The 20,196-nt window shown below is 72.3% G+C and carries 17 protein-coding genes; 5 read left to right on the top strand and 12 right to left on the bottom strand.

Features of this window, described 5'->3' with window-relative positions; genetic code table 11:
- The first annotated feature begins 27 nt into the window (after positions 1 to 27).
- From ASD48_RS21355 to ASD48_RS21345, 3 genes are read left to right on the top strand one after another with little or no spacing between them, the layout of a single operon-like run.
- A complete protein-coding gene (locus ASD48_RS21355) occupies positions 28 to 861 on the top strand; it encodes a hypothetical protein (protein ID WP_057603242.1) in 834 nt (277 codons plus the stop codon).
- A gap of 17 nt (positions 862 to 878) precedes the next feature.
- The gene (locus ASD48_RS21350) at positions 879 to 2,816 is read left to right on the top strand and encodes a fumarate reductase/succinate dehydrogenase flavoprotein subunit (RefSeq protein ID WP_057603241.1); all 1,938 of its coding nucleotides are present in this window, start codon (positions 879 to 881) and stop codon (positions 2,814 to 2,816) included.
- Positions 2,813 to 3,583 (top strand): succinate dehydrogenase/fumarate reductase iron-sulfur subunit, encoded by a 771-nt coding sequence (locus tag ASD48_RS21345; protein WP_057603240.1) that lies wholly within the window; start codon positions 2,813 to 2,815, stop codon positions 3,581 to 3,583. Before ASD48_RS21350 ends, ASD48_RS21345 begins: the two co-directional genes overlap by 4 nt.
- On the opposite strand, the gene ASD48_RS43460 is transcribed toward ASD48_RS21345, so the two are convergent.
- Together ASD48_RS43460 and ASD48_RS21335 are read right to left on the bottom strand one after the other, a co-directional pair.
- Positions 3,564 to 3,899 (bottom strand): hypothetical protein, encoded by a 336-nt coding sequence (locus tag ASD48_RS43460; protein WP_057603239.1) that lies wholly within the window; start codon positions 3,897 to 3,899, stop codon positions 3,564 to 3,566. The two genes, ASD48_RS21345 and ASD48_RS43460, sit on opposite strands and share 20 nt — an antisense overlap.
- Positions 3,900 to 3,988: 89 nt before the next feature.
- Entirely contained in the window at positions 3,989 to 5,209 is a 1,221-nt protein-coding gene (locus ASD48_RS21335; RefSeq protein ID WP_057603564.1) for a hypothetical protein, read from the bottom strand.
- Between the two features lie 310 nt (positions 5,210 to 5,519).
- Here ASD48_RS21335 and ASD48_RS21330 point away from each other — a divergent pair, with 310 nt between their 5' ends.
- Entirely contained in the window at positions 5,520 to 7,196 is a 1,677-nt protein-coding gene (locus tag ASD48_RS21330; protein ID WP_057603238.1) for a hypothetical protein, read from the top strand.
- A gap of 119 nt (positions 7,197 to 7,315) precedes the next feature.
- Here the strand turns inward: ASD48_RS21330 and ASD48_RS21325 are convergent, their stop codons facing one another.
- From ASD48_RS21325 to ASD48_RS21290, 9 genes are all read right to left on the bottom strand, one after another.
- Positions 7,316 to 9,964: a SpoIIE family protein phosphatase gene (locus tag ASD48_RS21325; protein ID WP_057603237.1), complete on the bottom strand. Its 2,649-nt coding sequence runs from the start codon at positions 9,962 to 9,964 to the stop codon at positions 7,316 to 7,318.
- Positions 9,965 to 10,234: 270 nt separating this feature from the next.
- Entirely contained in the window at positions 10,235 to 10,663 is a 429-nt protein-coding gene (locus ASD48_RS21320) for an ATP-binding protein (RefSeq protein ID WP_057603236.1), read from the bottom strand.
- A 338-nt stretch (positions 10,664 to 11,001) separates the two neighbouring features.
- Positions 11,002 to 11,412, bottom strand: coding sequence for a (deoxy)nucleoside triphosphate pyrophosphohydrolase (locus tag ASD48_RS21315; RefSeq protein ID WP_057603235.1), 411 nt, complete (start codon positions 11,410 to 11,412; stop codon positions 11,002 to 11,004).
- Between the two features lie 30 nt (positions 11,413 to 11,442).
- On the bottom strand, positions 11,443 to 11,676 hold the full coding sequence (locus ASD48_RS21310; RefSeq protein WP_057603234.1) for an SPOR domain-containing protein: 234 nt from the start codon (positions 11,674 to 11,676) through the stop codon (positions 11,443 to 11,445).
- Between the two features lie 457 nt (positions 11,677 to 12,133).
- Positions 12,134 to 12,886 carry a GntR family transcriptional regulator gene (locus tag ASD48_RS21305; RefSeq protein WP_057603233.1) on the bottom strand — a complete coding sequence of 251 codons (753 nt, stop codon included), beginning with the start codon at positions 12,884 to 12,886 and terminating at the stop codon, positions 12,134 to 12,136.
- Positions 12,887 to 13,033: 147 nt separating this feature from the next.
- Entirely contained in the window at positions 13,034 to 14,371 is a 1,338-nt protein-coding gene (locus ASD48_RS21300; protein ID WP_057603232.1) for a DUF4190 domain-containing protein, read from the bottom strand.
- Between the two features lie 93 nt (positions 14,372 to 14,464).
- Positions 14,465 to 16,297: an AfsR/SARP family transcriptional regulator gene (locus ASD48_RS21295; protein WP_057603231.1), complete on the bottom strand. Its 1,833-nt coding sequence runs from the start codon at positions 16,295 to 16,297 to the stop codon at positions 14,465 to 14,467.
- Between the two features lie 55 nt (positions 16,298 to 16,352).
- Positions 16,353 to 16,526 (bottom strand): hypothetical protein, encoded by a 174-nt coding sequence (locus ASD48_RS44285; RefSeq protein WP_020127978.1) that lies wholly within the window; start codon positions 16,524 to 16,526, stop codon positions 16,353 to 16,355.
- 204 nt (positions 16,527 to 16,730) lie between these two features.
- Positions 16,731 to 17,030: a hypothetical protein gene (locus tag ASD48_RS21290; protein WP_057603230.1), complete on the bottom strand. Its 300-nt coding sequence runs from the start codon at positions 17,028 to 17,030 to the stop codon at positions 16,731 to 16,733.
- Positions 17,031 to 17,350: 320 nt separating this feature from the next.
- Between ASD48_RS21290 and ASD48_RS21285 the strand changes: the two genes are divergently transcribed.
- The gene (locus ASD48_RS21285) at positions 17,351 to 18,346 is read left to right on the top strand and encodes a helix-turn-helix transcriptional regulator (protein WP_057603229.1); all 996 of its coding nucleotides are present in this window, start codon (positions 17,351 to 17,353) and stop codon (positions 18,344 to 18,346) included.
- A 126-nt stretch (positions 18,347 to 18,472) separates the two neighbouring features.
- Here the strand turns inward: ASD48_RS21285 and ASD48_RS21280 are convergent, their stop codons facing one another.
- Positions 18,473 to 19,918, bottom strand: coding sequence for a DHA2 family efflux MFS transporter permease subunit (locus ASD48_RS21280; RefSeq protein ID WP_079073885.1), 1,446 nt, complete (start codon positions 19,916 to 19,918; stop codon positions 18,473 to 18,475).
- Positions 19,919 to 20,196: the final 278 nt, after the last annotated feature.

Genomic DNA, 20,196 nt, shown 5'->3' with positions numbered 1-20,196 from the left:
CCCCCCTGACCCGACCGGAGTCCCGAGTTGGCCACTGGTACGGAACCATCACCCACCGACCACCGTCCCCCGAGCGGCGTACGCGGCGCCGGACGCGCCGCGATCGCCGCTCCCCATCTGCGGACCGACCGCTGGTGGCTGGCCCCCGCGGCCACCGCCGCCGGCCTGCTGGCGTTCATCGTCTACTCGACCTGGCGGGCCTTCGCGAACGCGGACTACTACGCGGCGCCGTACGTCTCGCCGTTCTTCTCCCCGTGTCTGGCGGAGAACTGCCAGCCCATGCGGTCCGGCCCCAACTGGGACCTGTTCGGCAGCTGGTGGAGCCTCTCCCCCGCGATCCTCATCCTGATCTTCCCGCTCGGCTTCCGCCTGACCTGCTACTACTACCGCAAGGCGTACTACCGCGGCTTCTGGGCGTCCCCACCCGCCTGCGCGGTGGCCGAGCCCCACAGGAAGTACACCGGCGAGACCCGCTTCCCGCTGATCCTCCAGAACATCCACAGGTACTTCTTCTACGCCGCGATCGTCGTCGCCGGGATCCTGACCTACGACACCGTTCTCGCCTTCCGTGACGAGCACTACGCGTGGGGCCACATGGGCCTCGGGACCCTGGTCTTCCTGGTCAACATCACGTTGATCTGGGCCTACACGATCTCCTGCCACTCCTGCCGGCACATCGTCGGCGGCCAGCTGAAGCACTTCTCCAGACACCCCGTGCGCTACCGGGCCTGGCGGTTCGTGGGGAAGCTCAACGCCCATCACATGCTGCTGGCGTGGGCGTCGCTGGTGAGCGTGGCGCTCGCCGACTTCTACGTGTATCTCGTCGCGTCCGGTGCCTTCGACGATCCGAGGTTTTTCTAGATGAGTGGGGCCTGCTGATGTCCGTGGTCGACCGCCAGGAGTGGGACGTCGTCGTGGTCGGCGCGGGAGGCGCCGGACTGCGTGCCGCCATCGAGGCGCGCGAACGCGGCGCCCGCACCGCCGTCATCTGCAAGTCGCTGTTCGGCAAGGCACACACGGTGATGGCCGAGGGCGGCATCGCGGCGGCTATGGCCAACGCCAACGAGCACGACAACTGGCAGGTCCACTTCCGCGACACCCTGCGCGGCGGCAAGTTCCTCAACCAGTGGCGGATGGCCGAGCTGCACGCCCGGGAGGCCCCTGACCGGGTGTGGGAGCTGGAGACCTGGGGCGCCCTCTTCGACCGCACCAAGGACGGCCGGATCTCCCAGCGCAACTTCGGCGGCCACGAGTACCCGCGCCTGGCGCACGTCGGCGACCGCACGGGCCTGGAGCTGATCCGCACGCTCCAGCAGAAGATCGTCTCGCTCCAGCAGGAGGACCACCGCGAGACCGGCGACTACGAGTCCCGGCTGAAGGTCTTCCAGGAGTGCACGGTCACCCGGGTCCTCAAGGACGGCTCCCGGGTGAGCGGGGTCTTCGCCTACGAGCGCGAGACCGGCCGCTTCTTCGTCCTGCAGGCACCCGCCGTGGTGATCGCGACGGGCGGCATCGGCAAGTCCTTCAAGGTGACGTCGAACTCGTGGGAGTACACGGGCGACGGCCACGCGCTGGCCCTGCTCGCCGGTGCGCCGCTGCTCAACATGGAGTTCGTGCAGTTCCACCCGACGGGCATGGTCTGGCCGCCGTCGGTGAAGGGCATCCTCGTCACCGAGTCGGTGCGCGGCGACGGCGGGGTGCTCAGGAACTCCGAGGGCAAGCGGTTCATGTTCGACTACGTCCCGGACGTCTTCAAGGAGAAGTACGCCGAGTCGGAGGAGGAGGGCGACCGCTGGTACGAGGACCCGGACCACAACCGGCGCCCGCCCGAGCTGCTCCCGCGCGACGAGGTGGCCCGCGCGATCAACTCCGAGGTCAAGGCCGGCCGCGGCTCCCCGCACGGCGGGGTCTTCCTGGACGTGTCCACGCGGATGCCCGCCGAGGTCATCAGGCGCCGGCTGCCCTCCATGTACCACCAGTTCAAGGAGCTGGCCGACGTCGACATCACGGCGGAGGCCATGGAGGTCGGACCGACCTGTCACTACGTGATGGGCGGCATCGCGGTCGACTCCGACACGGCGGCCGCCCGCGGGGTGCCGGGGCTGTTCGCGGCCGGCGAGGTGGCCGGCGGTATGCACGGCTCCAACCGGCTCGGCGGCAACTCCCTCTCCGACCTGCTGGTGTTCGGCCGCCGGGCCGGACTGCACGCGGCGCGGTACACCGCCGAGGCCGGAGCCGAACGCCCTGCCGTGGACGACGAGCAGGTCGACGCGGCGGCAGCGGAGGCGCTGCGGCCGTTCTCCGCCGAGGGCCCCGGGGACCGGGCGGACCGCGCCCCGGAGAACCCGTACACCCTCCACCAGGAACTCCAGCAGACCATGAACGACCTGGTCGGCATCATCCGCCGCGAGGGCGAGATGGCACACGCCCTGGAGAAACTGGCCGAGCTGCGGGTACGGGCGTGGCGGGCCGGGGTCGAGGGACACCGGCAGTTCAATCCCGGCTGGCACCTGGCGCTCGACCTGCGCAACATGCTGCTGGTCAGCGAGTGTGTGGCCCGTGCGGCGCTGGAGCGCACCGAGTCCCGCGGCGGGCACACCCGCGAGGACCACCCGACGATGGACCGCGCGTGGCGCAACATCAACCTGCTGTGCGCCCCCGTCGACCCCGTCGACGGCCCGGCGGCGACGGACCCCGTCCGCGGCCGGATCGCCCTCACCCGCGAGACGACCGAACCCATCCGCCCCGACCTGCTCGCCCTCTTCGAGAAAGAGGAGCTGGTCAAGTACCTCACCGAAGAGGAGCTGTACGAGTGAGCAGCTACGAGGCCCGGTTCCGGGTGTGGCGGGGCGACATCGAGGGCGGCGGCCTGAAGGACTTCGAGGTCGAGGTCAACGACGGTGAGGTGGTCCTGGACATCATCCACCGCCTCCAGTCCACCCAGGCGCCCGATCTCGCCGTCCGCTGGAACTGCAAGGCGGGCAAGTGCGGTTCGTGTTCCGCGGAGATCAACGGGCGGCCCCGGCTGCTGTGCATGACCCGCATGTCGGTGTTCGACCGCGCGGAGACCATCACCGTCACGCCGCTGCGCGCCTTCCCGGTGATCCGCGATCTCGTCACCGACGTCGGCTTCAACTACCGCAAGGCGAGGGAGGTTCCGGCGTTCGTGCCGCCCGAGGGGGTCGGCCCGGGCGAGTACCGGATGTTCCAGGAGGACGTGGACCGCTCGCAGGAGTTCCGCAAGTGCATCGAGTGCTTCCTGTGCCAGGACACCTGCCATGTCGTCCGCGACCACGAGGAGAACAAGACGGCGTTCGCGGGCCCGCGGTTCCTCATGCGGGTCGCCGAACTGGACATGCACCCGCTGGACGCGGCCGAGGAGAGCGGCCTGGACCGCGGGCGCACGGCCCAGGACGAACACGGCCTCGGCTACTGCAACATCACCAAGTGCTGCACGGAGGTCTGCCCCGAGGGCATCAAGATCACGGACAACGCGCTGATCCCCCTGAAGGAACGGGTGGTCGACCGCAAGTACGACCCGCTGGTGTGGCTGGGTTCGAAGATCAGGAGACGCCCGTCGTAGGCGTGGGGGGCTGCCGGGGCGCGAGACCCGGACGCTGGGCGAGCATCTGCACGCCCAGCCCGGCGAAGTTGACGGCCATCCCGGCGAGCGGAACGTAGAAGTTCACCGCCGGGTCGCCGGAGGCCAGCGGCCCCAGAAGCATGAAGAGGCTCAGGCCCAGGGCGCTCATCAGGGCGCCGACGCCCCACAGTCTCGGCCGCAGGACCCGCCTGCGGCCGAACGGCGGCACCCACTCCCGTGTCACGGCCGCGACACCGACCACCGCCATGACCGTCACACAGACGACGGCCGTGACCACCAGACTCCAGTGCAGCATGCGCTCATGATCCCACCCGGGCCGGGAGATGGGGAGGGGCCCACCGGAGCCACCGGTCCGCCGGACTACCGGTCCGCCGCACTACCGGACTACCGGACCCAGCCCTTCTCGTACGACGTCCAGTCCTGCTCGGTGGCCGCGAAGTCCACGTACGCCGCGACGCCGAAGTTCGCACGGTCGGCGTCCGTGCGGGACAGCCCCAGCCGGACACCCCGGACGGCGGCGGCGACGGTCTCGGCGTGATTCCAGTGACCGAACCGGTTCTCGTGGTAGAAGGGCAGGCCCATCAGGAGGTCGGTGGAGGCCGGGGTGACCTCCAGGGCGAGCGAGGTCTGCTGGGCGACGTAACCGCCGTACGTGCTCTCCAGCGGCTGAATGGTGTCGTACGACATCACGGCGATCTGGTCGACGCGACGGGCGACCTGGCCGAAGAACTTCTGCGACCACCACTTGGGGTGGCCGGTGGTCGTGCCCCAGAAGGAGTGGAAGCCGGGGACCGGGTCGATCTGGTGCGCGGCGACGGAGAGTTGGGCGTCGCGGGCCCGGGTGACGGCGCGCAGGTCGTCCAGCAGGCCGAGGTAGTCGCCGTCGCCGGAGTGCAGCGGTTCGAGGTCGAAGTGGGCGCCCTGGAAGCCGGCGGCGAGGATCTCACGGGTGGACCGCACGACCGCGGCGCGGGTCTCGGCCCGCTCCAGCCGCATGCCGTTCGGGCTCTCGCTGGCCAGGACGTCACCGAGCCAGGCCTGGACGCGGAGTTCCGGTGCCTCTCGGTGGACGGCGGCTATGAACCGGGGCGCGCCCGCGTACGCCGACGCGGGGAGGGTGCCGTTGTGCTCCAGGGGGCCGGCGTGGACGTACAGGTCGCGGATGCCGGTCTTCCCGAGCCGGTCGGCCAGGGCCTTGACGTCGGCGTCGGTCTTGCGGCCGTCGACCCAGGCGTGGCCCAGCCAGATGGCGTCCTTGCCGCGGGTGTACGTGCCGTCGGCCGGGTCGCCGAGGTAGTTCACGCGGAGGGCCGTCTCGGCGGCGAGGACCGGGACGAGGAGGAGCAGGACCAGCGCGAGGGCGGTGCGACGCACGAGCCGTCCGCGACGCCCGCGCCGACGGCCCGTCCCGACTCCGGGATCGTCGCCGTCCCCGTTCCCCTCGGCACCGCCGACGCCACCCGTACCTCCGGCACCACCGGCGACACGTTCATCGTCCGCAACGGTGGACCCGACCGGCGCATCGACCGCCCCCGACTCGGGTTTCGCCTCCGCCTCCGCCTCCGTCTTCGCGTCCGCCCCGGACCCGGGTTCCGCCTCCGGCACCGCGGTCACGTCCGTCGCCGACCGCGGCTCCGACTCCGGCACCCCGCCCGCGACCGCCCCCGACCCAGGCTCCGCCTCCGGCACCGCGGTCACGTCCGCCCCGAACTCGGGTTCCGCCCCCGGCACCGCGGTCACGTCCGTCGCCGACCGCGGCTCCGCCTCCGGTACCCCGTTCGCGTTCGTGTCCGTCTTCGTGCGACCCGGTGGCCGTTCCATCGCGGTTCCCCCTCGCGTTTCGTTCCGCCCCACCGCCCCCGTGTCGGGTGCATCCCGGTCGCGTGGCCGTAATCGCGGCCATACGCTCCCAAATGTGACCTCTTCCTTGCACCGGGGCCGGCCGCGGCGTGCCAAGTCGCACATATCCGTGCGGGTGGCGCATGCCGTGCTGGGCGGTGCGGTCGGGGTCGTGTGGCTGGTGTTGCCAGGGATGACGTCCGGTGGCGACGCTCCGGTTGCGATCAAGAACCCGGCGCCCGGCGCGAGCGCCGCCGTGGCCGAGGACGACGAGAGGTCCACCGTCGATCTGGTGCTGCCGCTCGTGGCGGTCGGCGCGGCCGGGGCGATCGCCGGATACGGGTACCTACGACGCGTCCGGCGCACCCGCGTCCGGACGACTCCCGGCGGAGCGGGCAGCCCACCGCCGTCGAGGTCGTCGCCGCCCCTCGCCGCCCTCGACGAGCAGGCCTGCGCGGCGCTGGTAGAGGCCGACAACCGGGTCCGGGCGGCACGCGCCGAACTCGGCTTCGCCGGGGCGCTGTGCGGGGCGGAGGACCTGGAGTCCTTCCGCCGGGCCGTCCGTGAGGCGGAGACCGAACTCGCCGCCGCGTTCCGGATGCGCCAGCGGTACGACGAGGGCGTGCCGGCGGAGGAGGCGGCCCGGGAGCACGCGCTCGCCGGGATCGTCGGACGGTGTGCGGAGGCCGGACGGCGGCTGGACTCCGTGGCCGGGGAGTTCGGACGGCTACGGGGACTCGAACAGGGGCTGGGTGAGGCGCTGGGGGTCGCCGAGGGGCGGTTCCGGGAGCTGGCGGGGCGGGCGGGGGCCTCGGAGGCGGTGCTCGCCGGGCTGCGGGACCGGTATGCGCCCACGGCCACCGCCTCCGTCACCGGGAGTGTCGAACAGGCCAAGGACCGCCTCCTGTTCGCCACCGTCCGGCTGAACCAGGCCCGTCAGTCCGCCGATTCGGGGCAGCCGGAGCGGGCGGCCCGGCAGCTGCGCGCCGCCGAGGGCGCCGTCGCCCAGGCGGCCGTCTTCGTCGACGGCGTCGACCGGCTGGCCGAGGAGCTGCGGACGGCCGAGCGGACCGTGCCGGCCGCCCTCACGGGCGCGGAGGCGGAGCTGGCCTGGGCCAGACGTCCGGCGGACCTGTCGGCGCGACAGAGCCCGGCCCCCGGACCGGCGACCCCGCGCCCGGCCGAACCCCGCCCCGGTCCGAGCGTGCCGCCCGGTGCCGCCGGGACGACCCCGGGCGGCTTCGAGGTCCGGCTGCTGCACGTCGACGCCGTGCTCGGCTCCGTGCGGCAGGAGTTGACCGGCGGTCAGCCCGGGGACCCGGTCGGGGTGCTGCGTCGGATCGTGCGGGCGACCGCGCCGGTCACCTCGGGGCGGGCCGGGGTGCTGCCGGCCGCCGCGCTGATCACGGCTCGCACCGCCACCGCCGCCGCGGCCGACTTCGTCGCGACGCACCGGGGCGCGGTCGGCGCCACCGCGCGCACCCGGCTGGCGGAGGCGGAACGGCTCCTCGCCACGGGCGACCCGGCGGACCGTCCGTCCGCCGACCTCCTCGCGCTGGAGGCCCGGGAGCTGGCCGAGCGCGACGTACGCGCGCACGGGAACCCGTACGTGAGTGCCGCCGGCGAGGAGACGGCCGGCACCGGCGGGGCCGTGCTCGGCGGCATCGTCCTCGCCGAGGATCCCGAGGAGGGGACGCCCGCGGGCTTCGCCGGGCCGGCACGGCCCGCCCCGGCACGGCGCGGCCCCGAGTGACCCGACGACCCCGATGCCCCCTACGGCCCCTACGGCCGACCGGCGACCGATCGCCGATAAAGGTCGGGAACAGGCGGGAAACAGGCCGGGAACGGGTCCGCAGCGGGTTCGGAGCCGGTTCAGAACAGGCTCAACAACGCCTCCGCCGGGTCGGCCAGGCCCGTCTCACCGTCCGGCAGCGGAAGTTCGAACCACACCGTCTTGCCGCGCGGGGTGCGGCGCGAGCCCCAGGCCGCCGACAGCAGGCCCACGAGCTGGAGACCGCGGCCGCCCTCGTCGGTGTCCCGGGCACGGCGGCGGCGCGGCTGGACGAGGCCCGCGTCCCAGACCTCGCACACCAGCGTGCGGTCGAGGAGCAGCCGCAGCCGGATCTCGCCCTCGCCGTACCGCAGGGCGTTGGTGACCAGCTCACTGACCAGCAGTTCCGTCGTGTCGACGAGAGGTTCGAGGTCCCAGGCCAGCAGCTGGCCGCGGGCGTGTTCCCGGGCCCGGCCCACGCTGCGCGGCTCGCGCGGCAGGGTCCAGTCGCCGACCGAGTCGACGGGCAGGCCCTGCACCCGTGCCATCAGCAGCGCGATGTCGTCCTCGCCGTGGTGCGAGTCGAGGGTGTTGAGGACGTGGTCGCAGACGTCCTCCAGGGGGCTGGAGGGGTCGGTGAGAGCTCCGACGAACGCGTTGAGTCCCTCGTCCAGCGGATGGTCGCGCGACTCGACCAGCCCGTCCGTGTAGAGCGCCAGCAGGGCGCCCTCGGGGAGATCGACCTCCACCTCCTCGAAGGGCTCGCCGCCGACCCCGAGCGGGAGGCCGGGCGGCACGTCGAGCATCAGCGCGGGCTCACCGGGTTCGACGAGCACCGGGGGCAGATGGCCCGCGTTGGCGAACGTGCAGCGCCGGGTCACCGAGTCGTAGACCGCGTACACGCAGGTGGCGAGGTACACCTCGGACAGGTCGGCCTCGCGGGGGCGGCGGGCGGCCCGGGTGGCCTGCTGGACGCCTCCGGGGGTGCCGAGGCCGCGCGCGATCTCGTCCAGCGCGGAGAGGACCTCGGCCGGTTCGAGGTCCAGCAGCGCCAGCGTCCGGACGGCCGTGCGCAGTTCGCCCATCGCGACCGCCGCCCGCAGGCCCCGGCCCATGACGTCGCCCACCACCAGCGCCGTGCGGTGGCCGGGCAGTTCGATGACGTCGAACCAGTCGCCGCCGACCTCGCTCGGACGGCCGGTGGAGGCGTTGCCCGGAAGATAGCGGCAGGCGATGTCCAGGCCCGAGGCCACCGGGTCCCCGGGGGGCAGCAGCGACCGTTGCAGTATCAGCGCCCGTTCGTGCTCCCGCCGGTACAGGCGCGCGTTGTCGATACAGACCGCCGCCCGCGCCGCCAGCTCCACGGCCAGATCGCGGTCCCGGTCGCCGAACGGCTCGCTGCCCTTCGTCCGGGAGAACTGCGCGAGGCCGACGACGGTGTCGTGGGCGACCATCGGGACGGCGAGGGTGGACTGCACGAGGCCGCCCTCCTCGCCGGGGATGGCCTGCGGGCGGGCGGTGCGCAGGGCGTCCGCGCAGGGCGAGTTGAACGGGAAGTGGTGGACCGCGCCGACCGCGACGGGCGCCCCGGCGCCGGGGAAGGGGGCGTCGGAGACGGCGGAGGAGAAGGCGACCCGGCGCAGTTCGGCGCTGCCGTCGGCGAGGCCGGGCGGGGTCTCGTCGCCGGCCAGGAGGCCCTGGTAGAGGTCCACGGTGGCGAGATCGCAGAAGCCGGGCACGACGACGTCGAGGAGCTCGCGCGCGGTCGTCTCCAGGTCGAGGGAGTTCCCTATGCGGGCACCCGCCTCGTTCAGCAGGGCGAGATTGCGCCGGGCCGCGGCGGCCTCGCGGGCGGCGGCGCGGCGGGCGGTGATGTCGGTGCCGAGCCAGGCGATTCCGATGGGCCTGCCGGTGCCGCTGTGCACGCGGTAGAGGTTGATCGACCAGTGTCGGCGCTCGTCGGAGCCCGGCACGAAACCGGTGACATGCATGTCCGTGATGGAGTCGCCGGTCTCCAGGACTCGGCGCAGGGTCGCGCTGACCCGGTCGGCCTCGGGCCGGGGCAGGTAGTCGTGGACGCCCTTGCCGCGGTGGTCGTCGGGGGAGCCGCCGAAGATCGAGGCGAACCGGTGGTTGGCACGGCGGACCCGCAGGTCGGGGTCGATCAGCAGGAAGCCGAACGGGGATTGGCCGAAAATGGCCTGCGAGGCGGCGAGGTCGGTCTCGATGCTGCGCAGCGTGCGGACGTCGACGACGATGCACACGGCGGCCTTCTCGCCGTCCAGGCTGCGCGTCGGCATGACGTAGACCTCGGCGAGGCCCTTCTCGCCGCGGCCGCCGCCGGGCACCGGGTCCGGCATCCGGAACGGCACCACCCCGGTCCACTCCCGCCCGTCGAGGATCTCGGCCATCTTGCGCTGGCCGCGTTCGCGCAGGTCGGGGTCGATGAACGCGTCGATGGGGTCCATGCCGAGGGCCCGGTCGGCGGGGATGCCGAAGATCTGCTCGGCGCGCAGGCTCCACTGGTCGACGAGGCCGTCGGGGCCGATCGAGAACGAGGCGACCTTGATGTAGTCGTAGATCGAACCGGGCGGACTGCTCTGCCACATGGCGTCACCCGGCGTCGCCGCCTCGCCCGGTCCGTCGGCGAGGCCGTGCGCGGCGTCGGCGGCGAGCGCACCCGCGGCCTTCGCCCTCGCGCCGCCCGACGGGTCCTCGGACTCCGTGGCCTTCGCTGGTATCTCGCTCACGCGAACCGTCCCCTCCAGCTCACCGCGTCCGGCACCGGTCACCGGCGGCGGCTGCCCGCAGTATCCAGCACTACGGGTCCGCACGACACGGTGTTCACGATCACAGCACGGTCCAGGCGTTTTTTGGCCCGTCCCGCGACAACACTTCCACTCTTCTAACCAGCGGACACGGCGTCGAACCACCTCTTCGGGGACCGTTCGGAGACCGGAACCGAACGGGCGACACCGCGAGCCCCGCTGTACACCGGCTCATCCCCGCGAGACGCCCCGTCAACCGGGTACCGCGAGTTCGAACCAGACCGTCTTGCCGGCGTTCCCGGGCCGGGTGCCCCAGCGGCGCGAGGAGGAGGCCACCAGCTGCAGTCCGCGCCCGCTCTCGTCCTCGGGCCGGGCGGCCCTCTCGCGGGGCGGGTCCGGCAGCGGGTCGGAGACCTCGACCAGCAGGACGCCCGCCAGTCCGGCGGGGCGGACGAGACGGAGGCCGATGGGGCCGGTCGCGTGCCGCAGGGCGTTGGTCACCAGCTCGCTGACCAGCAGCGCCGCGATGTCGCTCAGGCTGTCGAGGCCCCACCCGTGCAACTGGCCGCGGACGGCACCACGGGCGGTTCGCACCGCACCGGGGTCTGCGGGGAACGTCCACTCGGCGCATTCTCCGTCGGTGTCGATCACGCCGATCACTTCCCGGGCCGACGAGTACACCCATGTCCGGTTTCGTGGGGTTAATGGGCACATACCCGATATTCGGCGGGCAGTACCGCACAGCACGGCGCACTGTGGCACGAACGGCGTACGCGTCACCCCCCTCCCCCGCCCGAAGCGCCCCCGCCTCAGACCCGACACCGCCCGACGCGCCCCCGGCCGGGCAGACCCCGCCCCGGCGGACACCCGGTTCGGCGAGCCCGGGTTCGGCGAGCCCCGGTTCGCCGGGGCGTGGTCGGGTGAGTTCCGGTCGGGTGAATCACGGTCCGGTGACTCCGGTTCGGCGGGGCCCGGTTCGGCGGGTCAGGTTCGGTGGGGCCGGCCCGGCGGTCTGCGCCTCAGCAGGTGCCGGTGGCGAGGCCGGAGAGCGTCTCGCGCACCGCGGGCACGTCCTGGTCCAGCCAGTCGACGTCCCAGATCTCGGCCGGGCTGAGCCAGCGCAGCTCGTCATGGTCCTGGAGGGGCTCGGGAGCGGCGGAGCCGGGGCACAGCCGGGCGGTCCACACCTGGAGGACGTAGGGAGGCCGGAGCGGCCACTCGCCGGGGACTCGCCCGACGGTCTCGGCCTCGACGCCGAGTTCCTCGCGCAGCTCGCGCACGAGGGCGGCCTCGGGCGCCTCTCCCCGCTCGACCTTGCCGCCGGGCAGCTCCCAGCGGCCGGCGAGTTCCGGGGGTGCGCTGCGACGCGCGGCGAGCAGGCGGCCGGCGTCGAGCAGAGCGGCTCCCACCACCACGATCCGTTCCGTCATGTGCCGGAGCCTACGGGACCGCACGGAACGTCAGTTCAGGGTGCCGTCCCCGTTCTGCGCCTGGGCCTGGGCCTGGCCCTGGCTCTGGCTCTGGCTCTGTCCGATGCGTTCGACCCAGTAGAGCTGCTTGTGGCCGCGGCTGTCGAGGCTGTCCGCGATCTTCTGGGCCTCGGCCCGGGTCGCGTACCTGCCCACGCGGTAGCGATTGCCGTTGTCGTCCTGCCGTATGACGAGCCAGGGCAGGGAGATGGTGCTGTCGTTCATCGAGCCCCACGCCCCCTTCTCGTCCCGGCCCGCCCGGATCCCGTCCGCGGCACGCCTCGCGCCCCGCCCTCTAAGGAAACCGCAATCCGCATATGCCCGAGCGTACGCCTTACCTTTACGCACCGAACACGACTTTGCACAAAGAGGTACGCAACCAGCCAAGACGCAGGGGGCGCACGAGGCCGAACGCGCCGTGCGCGCGCCGCGATGCGTCCGGTCGGCGGGGTTCCGGGCACCTACGGGGCGACCTGCGGGAACAACCGGAAACGACCGGATTCCGACGGCGCGCGAGCGGGCCCACGGCGGGCGGATACCGGGGGCAACTGCCGGAAGGGTGTGCGCCGCCGGACGGTATGCGCTACCGCCTCGGACGGCGCCCCCGCCCCCGCCGCTTCAGCCTCACCACCGGGGCGAACCCCGCCCCGCGCCCGGAGACGCTCCCGGCGCGCTCCGGCGGTCACTTCACCGGCAGGTGGTAGGCGACCCGGTAACGGTCGGCCGGAATCACCACGTCGGCCGTCTCGACCGGGCGGCCCGAGGCGTAGTACGTGCGCTGGACGACCAGCACGACATGTCCCGGGACGCCGCCGAGGGCGAGGAGCTCCTCGGCGAGGCCGGGCCGGGCGCCGACCTCCTCCGTGACGTTGTCGACGATCACGTCGATGGCGCGCATCCGCTCGACGACACCCATGCCGCCGAGCGGGCCCTCCTCGGGCAGCATGACGGGGGTGCGGCCGGTGACGGCGAGGGGTTCCCAGGAGGTGGAGAGCATCATCGCCTCGCCGGCCTCCCGGAAGACGTACCTGGTGCACATCACGCGGTCGCCGGCCGCGATGCCGAGCCGCTCGGCGACGGAGACGCCCGCCTCGGCCTGCTCGCTGCTGGACTCCCAGGTCCCTCGCGTGTGCCCCTCGGCCTGCTCCTGCCGGAACGGCGTGGCGCCGCTGACGGGCCGGTAGCCGGAGCGGGCGATCCGGCGCGGCACGGGCCGCTCGCGTACATAGGTGCCCGAACCGGAACGGCCCTCGACCAGCCCCTCCGCCATCAGCACCTTGCGCGCCTCGAGGGCGACGGTGTCGGAGACCCCGTACTCCTCCCGGATTCTCGCCTGCGAAGGCAGCCGGGTGTGCGGTGGCAGCGACCCGTCGGTGATCTTCTTGCGGAGATCACCCGCGACACGCAGATACGCCGGCTGCTCACCGAATGTCACTGGCCACTCCCATCAGGTTGTACAGACAGCTACAGCCTGGCAACCGTGGGTTGTACCGTGCAAGCAAAGGCCAGAGAATCACTCGATGTGATGACATGTGCCCGGGAAACGCTTTACCCAGGCACTTTCTCCCCGCTATGGACGCGATCACACCTCCAGACCGCTGTCGCTGTCGCCCCCGCCCGTGCCACCGCTCCCGCTGTCGGAGTCCTCGTCGTAGGTGGGCGGCGTGGTGGCAAGGCCCAGAGCCTTGCGGGCCGTGACGGTGGTGGCCCCGTCGACGTAGGCGTAGGCCGTCTCGTAGTGCTCGTAGAAGCCGTCGGCGTCGGTGGCCTTCTCCGCCGCCGTCCACTCCTTGGCCGCGTCCCGCATGTCCTTCACCAGGGCGGCCACGGGCTTCTCCCGGGCCGGCGTCGTCCAGAGGTGTGAGCCCAGCTGGTCCGCCTGATCGCCGGTCACCTCGCCGGTGTCACCGGCCCAGGTGCGGTTGCTCGCGAGGTCCTCCTCGGCGTACTCCTCCGGCTCCTCGTAGAGGACGTCGTCGACGGCGGCCATCGCCTCGAGGAAGGCGAACTGGTCGGCGTCGAGCGTCGACGCGTCGGCGCGCAGCGAGCCGGTCAGGGTGCCCTTCTCGTCCACGTTGGCGAACACACAGGTGATCTCGCGGTCGCCCCAGCTCCAGCTGTCGGCGGTGGGCGTGAGGTAGTAGATGTCGACCTCGTCGGTCAGCGCCCAGGGGTCCATCGCGTAGGCGTCCTGCAGCGTGTAGCACTTGTCGTCGGCCACGTCCGTGACGTGGTCGTCGCCCGGGAAGCTGTCGCCGGTCAGCGGGACCGAGGCGAACACCTCGGCGTCGTGCTCACCGGAGCAGTCCACCTCGTCGACGTCGTAGACGTCCTCGTCGAAGGTCTCACCCGGCACGTCGAAGCAGTCGCCCTTGGCGAGCGCGAAGCTGGAGTTGCCGCTCGCACCCTCCTTGAAACCGTCCCAGAAGTCGGAGGCGCCGCCCGTGGACAGCGCGAGGACCCACACCGCGAGGCCGACCGAGGACAGCACCGTGCCCACGACCGCCATCGCCTTGCCGCGCTCCCCCCGCTTCCTGATCTGCACCAGGGCGATGATCCCGAGGAGCAGCCCGACGCCCGGCAGGAAACAGAGCAGACCGAGGACGAGGGCGGCGATGGCCACACCGTTGACCGGAGAGGGCCGGCCGTAGGGGCTGTAGCCCTGTCCCCAGACGGGATAGGGCACCGCGCCGTACGGGGCCTGCGGGTACGGGGCCTGGGGGTAGGGACCCGGACCCATCGGGCCCGGACCCGTCGGCCCCGGACCCTGCGGGCCGTACGGCCCCTGGGCGTAAGGGTCCCGGGCGTAAGGGTCCTGAGGGGGCGCGGCGAACGGGTCCTGCGGGTACGGGCTCTGCGGCTGCGGAGGCTGGTACGGGTCCTGGGGCTGGTGCGGCCCGGGAGGCGGGGGTATGGACACGAGTACCGTGCTCCTGGTTCAGACGGTTCAGGCAGTTGTACGACTGCGCGCATCGTAAGCGCGGCGCGACCAGGGGCGGAACGGAGATTCGGTTCAGGCTGCCGCGCCCGCCTCCTCGACGAGCAGCTCCCGGGTGCAGTCCCGGATCAGGCTGTGGAAGGAGAACCGGGCCGGGGTGTCCTCCCGGATCAGGTTGTTCTCGATCAGCGCGTCGAAGTGGTGTTCCACGTCCCCCGTCGGCAGACCCGTGACGAGGGCCGCGTGCGCGATGTCGTAGGAGGCGGACGGCTCGAGGCTGATGAGCCTGCTGAACCGCCTTTCGGGTGCGCTCAGATGGTCGTAGGACACCCGCAGCACGGCCATGAGGTCGCGGTCGGCGGTCTGGAGACAGCGGGCCCGCTGCGCCGGGTGCGCGAGGCGCTCGACGAGGTCGGCGACGGCCCACGCCGGACGGTCGCGCAGCCGGGTCGCGGCGATGCGCAGGGCCAACGGCAGCCGGCCGCACAGTTCGACGGCCTGCCCGACCTGCGCCGGCTCGCGCCGCGCGCGGGGCTCTCCGACGATGCGCCGGAACAGCGTCACCGCGTCGGCGGGCGGCAGCACGTCGAGGCAGAGCGGCAGGGCGCCGTCCAGGGCGGTCAGCTTGCGGCGGCTGGTCACCAGCACCAACGCGCCCCCCGTGCCCGGCAGCAGGGGCGTGACGTGGGCGCTGTCCGCCGCGTCGTCGAGGACGACCAGGCAGCGGCGGCCCGCCAGGCGTGAGCGCCACAGGGCGCTGCGTTCCTCCAGGCTGGGCGGGATCTCCTGCGCGGTGAGACCGCTCGCCTGCAGCAGGACGGCGAGCGCCTGCTCGGTCGGCACCGGCGCCCGGGTCGCGCTGAAGCCGTGCAGGTTGATGAAGTACTGCCCGTCCGGGTAGAGCTCGGTGACCCGGTGGGCGAGGCGCACCGCGAGCGTCGTCTTGCCGACCCCGCCCATGCCGTCGATCGTCACCATCACCGGCGAGCCGCCCGGCTCCTGTGCGGCGACGGCCGTCAGGGTGGCCAGTTCCGCCGTACGCCCGGTGAAGTCCGTCAGGTCGTGGGGCAGGTAGTGCCTGCCGTTCCCGGGCGGTGCGGAGGGTCCCGTCCCCCGGTCGTCGGACGGCTCGGCGCCGGCCGCCGCGAGGGCGGGTCCCCCCGAGCCGTGCAGGTCCGGGGAGTCGGCGAGGATCTCCGCGTGCAGGGCGCGCAGCCGAGGGCTCGGCTCCAGGCCGAGCTCGTCCACCAGGAACCGCCGGCCCTCGTCGTAGACCGCGAGGGCGTCGGCCTGCCGGCCGCTGCGGCACAGGGCGATCATCAGGCTGCCGCGCAGGGCCTCGCGCAGCGGGTACTCCGCGATCAGCGCGTGCAGTTCGCCGACGAGGGAGCCGGTCTCGCCGAGCTTCAGGCGCAGGGCGACGAGGTCCTCCACGGCGGTCAGCCGCTGCTCGGCGAGCTTGACCGCGGCGCCGGAGACCGCCGGGCACTGGATGCCGGCGAAGGCCTCCCCGCGCCAGAGGTCCACCGCCGACTGGAGCAGCCGGACGGCCTCGGCGTACCGCTTCTCGCGCTCCGCCGCCTTGGCCGCGCGCACCCGGGCGGCGAACCGGTGCGCGTCCACGGCGTCCTCGGGTACGACCAGGCGGTAGCCGACGTCCACGGTGACCAGGCTGGTCCCGTCCGACGCGGAGAGGATGCGGCGCAGGTCGCGGATCGCGTTGTGCACCTGCGGACGGGCCGACGACGGTGGGTCCTCCCACAGTTCGTCCACCAGCGCGTCCATCGGAACGACCCGGTTGGCGTTGAGGAGCAGCAGGGCGAGGAGCCGCTGTTGCCGCATGCCCCGGACGCGGATCGGGATGCCCGACTCACGCAGTTCCAGAGATCCCAGAACCAGGAATTCCATTTCTTCTGTCCCCCGATGTCTTTCAACTCGGTCCAGCACATGCCCCCGTGAATGTTCAGGGGCCCCAGGTGACATCGCCGTCGGTGTGGTCGCCCGCGGTGGTGCGGAGGTCGCTCTCGACGGCGTGCGTGATGTTCTTCGGAGAATCCGTGACGGTCACCGTCATCGCCATTCCACCGAGAACGATCAGCGCGGCGGCGACGATTTTGGAGACACGGGTGCCCTGCATGGATTTTCTCCTCGATTGAGTGAGTGGATTTCCGGAGTGAACACTTCCGGACTATTCAGCGGACTCTTCGGTGAAGTCTTCGGCGGCTTTCGTTCCGTCGATGGCCCAACTCTGCTCGGCGGACGGGCCGGAGGGAACAGCAGACGGCTGGACGGAATGTGCAGCGGCCTAACCCGTCCACCCCGACCTGCGCAAACGCGGGGCTCACGTGTCCCACCAGGGGCCGGGCACCAGGACGGCCCCGGAGGCCACCACGCCGTAACCGAGCAGGTCCGGATGGTTCTCCACGGCCCGCCGCGACAGCCGCGCGGCACTGTCCTCGGCCGCGGCCAGGGAGTCGGCGAGGAGGAAAAGACCCAGCGTGAGGCCCTCGCCGGCGTGCGCGTGCACGGAAACGTGCTCAAGGCCGTCGCTTTCCTCGGCGCACGAGGAAATGATCGCCGCCAGATCAGGCCGGGCGGACTCCCCGGCAGGGGCGCGCAGGCGCACGTGGATGAGGTACATGACTTCATCTTCGGCGCTGTTCGGGGGCTACGGAGCGACTCGTGATGGACGCTTTGTGCCATGGCATGAAGCGTCATGCGGAAGGCAGCAGAATGGCACCCCGGAAGCCGTTCCCGAATGGACCGGGAAGCGCCTGGCGCCGGCCGGGATGCGGCGGGGCCCTCACTCTGGCACCACGGATGGTTGAAAGCCGAGCGATTGGCCGGAACCGTCCTCCGTGCCGCCGGGCCGCCATCCGCAGTTCAAGGTCAGTAAGCTCGGAGGGACCACGTTTCGAACACAGTGTGTGCAGTGTGTGACAGCAACAGGGGGACTGCATCATGTTGGAGGTTCTGGGACTGGATGCCGAGGCAGAAGCCATCTACCGGTGGATGCTGGCCAATCCACTGGAAGGCATCATCGTCCTCGTGTCCCGGCTCGGACTGCCGGAGGAACGGGTGCGCGCGGGGCTGGACCGGCTCAGCGAACTCGCCCTGATCCAGCCATCGGCCCGCAAGGGCATAGGGTTCCGGGCCGTCGGCCCGGAGACCGCCATGGAGGTACTGCTGGCGCGCCAGCAGGCGGAGTTGGCCGCGCAGCAGATGCGCGTGGAGAAATCCAGAGCGGCGGCGGCCCAGCTGATCGCCGAATGCTCCTCGCTGCGCCCACGGGGCATCGACAGTGATTCCGAGCAGCTGGACGGCCTGGAGGCGATCCGGGAACGGCTCGCGGAACTGGCCCAGGCGGCGCAGATCGAGGTCGCCACCTTCGCGCCGGGCGGCGCGCACCGGGCCGAGGACCTCGAGGCCAGCCGCGCCCCCAACTCCGCGCTGCTCGACCGCGGGGTGCGGATGCGGACGGTCTATCTCGACAGTGTGCGCAACCATCAGCCCACGCTGGACCACGTCGGCTGGCTGCACTCGCGCGGCGGGCAGGTCCGTACCGTGCCCGAACTGCCGGTCCGGATGATCATCTTCGACCGGTGCAAGGCGGTGCTGCCGGTCGACACGAGCGACGCCCGGGTCGGCGGGGTGGTGTTGAGCGGGGCGGGGACGGTCGCGGCCCTGTGCGCGCTCTTCGAAGGTGTGTGGAACACCGCGACAGCGCTGGGCAGTACACCGAAGTGCGAGGCGAAGGGCATGCCGCCGCAGGAGCGTGCCGTGCTCAAGATGCTCGCCCAGGGCTACACCGACGAGGCCATCGCCAAGCGCCTCGGCGTCTCCCCGCGCACGGCCCGGCGTACCGCCGCCACCCTGATGGAACGCCTGGACGCGCGCAGCCGCTTCGAGGCGGGGGTGCACGCCGTCCAGGACGGCTGGCTGCCCTCCTCGCGCTGAGCGCGGGGCACCGGTCACGGGTACGGGCACGCCGTACCGGGCGGTCGCCTCGGGCCCTGTCCCCGCATTCCCGCCCGCCGCGCCCCGGGCGCGGACGGCGAAGGTGCGAGGACAGGGCCCGTACGGTCACGCGGGCACCGCGCCGGCGCGTGCCTCCTTGCGGTCGGCGAGAAGCAGGGCCAGGGCCGGGAGCAGGGTGAGGGCGTAGATCGCGAGGACCCAGGTGAAGGAGTGGGCGAAGGCCCCGGGCACCAGTCCGTGGCGCTCTCGGGCCGCCTGCTCCAGCACCACCGTGACCACGGCCAGGGCCACCGTGCCGCCGATCCGCTGGATCAGGTTGAGCTGGGAGGAGGCGTCCGGGATGGACTGCGGGCGGATCGACTGGAAGGCCCGGGTCATCGCCGGCACGATCGTCAGTCCGGTGCCCAGGCCGCGCACCACGAGACTCGCGCACAGCAGCACGTACGAGGTGTCCGAGGACAGCGTGGTCAGCGGCACGGTCGCCAGCATGGTCAGGGTGATGCCGACGACGACGGTGCCGCCACCGCCCAGCCGCTTCATCAGAACCCGGCACAGCCAGGCCGCGGTGACCACACCCAGGCCTCCCGCGGACATCAGCAGACCGGTCGTCACGGCCGTCTCGCCGCGGGCCGTCTCGAAGTAGAGCGGGATGAGCATCATCGGCGAGTAGAGGACGAAGCCCAGGCAGAAGATGTTGATCGCGGCCGTCCGGTAGACGCGGTGGGCGAACAGGCGCACGTCGAGCAGCGGGTGGGCCGCGCGCAGTTCCCGTACGACGAACACGGCACCGCTCGCCAAGGCGAGGGCCAGCGGGACCAGGAAGGCGGCCCGCCCGTCGACGGCGTGGTCGGAGAACTCGTGCACGGCCAGTACGGTGCAGACCGTGCAGGCGGCCGAGGACACCAGGCCGATCACGTCCAGCGGCTTGGCGGCCCCCTCACTCGGGCGGTCCTCGGGGACCCGGCGCAGGGTGACGTAGAGCAGTCCGGCGCAGAGCGGGACGTTGACCACGTACACCGCGGACCATCCCCCGGCCTCGACCAGGAGGCCGCCGATCGTCGGGCCCAGCAGCGGGCTGATCAGCATGACGCTGCCGTTCAACGACTGCACCCGGCCCAGGTGTTCGCGGGGCACGCCACGGGTGAGCAGGATCGTCGACGCGGGGGTGAGCACACCGGCGGCGGCGCCGGCGACCCCGCGGGCCGCGATCAGCTCGGGCAGGCTCTGGCTGGCCGCGCAGGCCGCCGAGCCGAGCGCGAACAGCAGGATCGCGGCGGCGAAGACGCGCCGCACGCCGAACCGGGTGGCCAGCCAGCCGGTGGCCGGCATGGTGGCGGCCAGCGCCATCAGATAGGTGGTCACCACCCACTGGACCTGGCCGATGGAACCGAACCTGGCCGTGGTCTCGTGCAGGGACACATTGACGATGGTGGTGTCGAGCAGGGCGAGGAAGCCGCCGGTGATGGCCGCGGCCATCGTCACGAGGGCGGGGCCGGAAGCGGCCCGCGGAGGGCTCGGCGCGTCCTCTTCGGTCTGTTCGGTCAGTGCCATGGGTGGGCGTCCTTCACAGGGCGGTGGGGTCGACAGGGCGGTGGAATCGGCAGGGCGTGGCCTCGGCAGGGGGTCGCCAGGGCATGGACTCGCCAAGGCGGCGGAGTAGATGGAGCGGTGGGGTCGACAGGGGTGGACTCGCCAGGGCGGCGGAGTCAGCAGGGCGTGGACTCGCCAAGGCGGCGCAGTCGGCGGGGCGGCGCAGTCGGCGGGGCGGCGCAGTCGGCGGGGCGGTGGAATCGGCAGGGCGGTGGAATCGGCAGGGCGGTGGAATCGGC

It is taken from the genome of Streptomyces sp. Root1310 (assembly GCF_001426425.1).
GTDB lineage: Bacteria > Actinomycetota > Actinomycetes > Streptomycetales > Streptomycetaceae > Streptomyces.
This window is presented reverse-complemented; position numbering and strand designations above follow the sequence as displayed.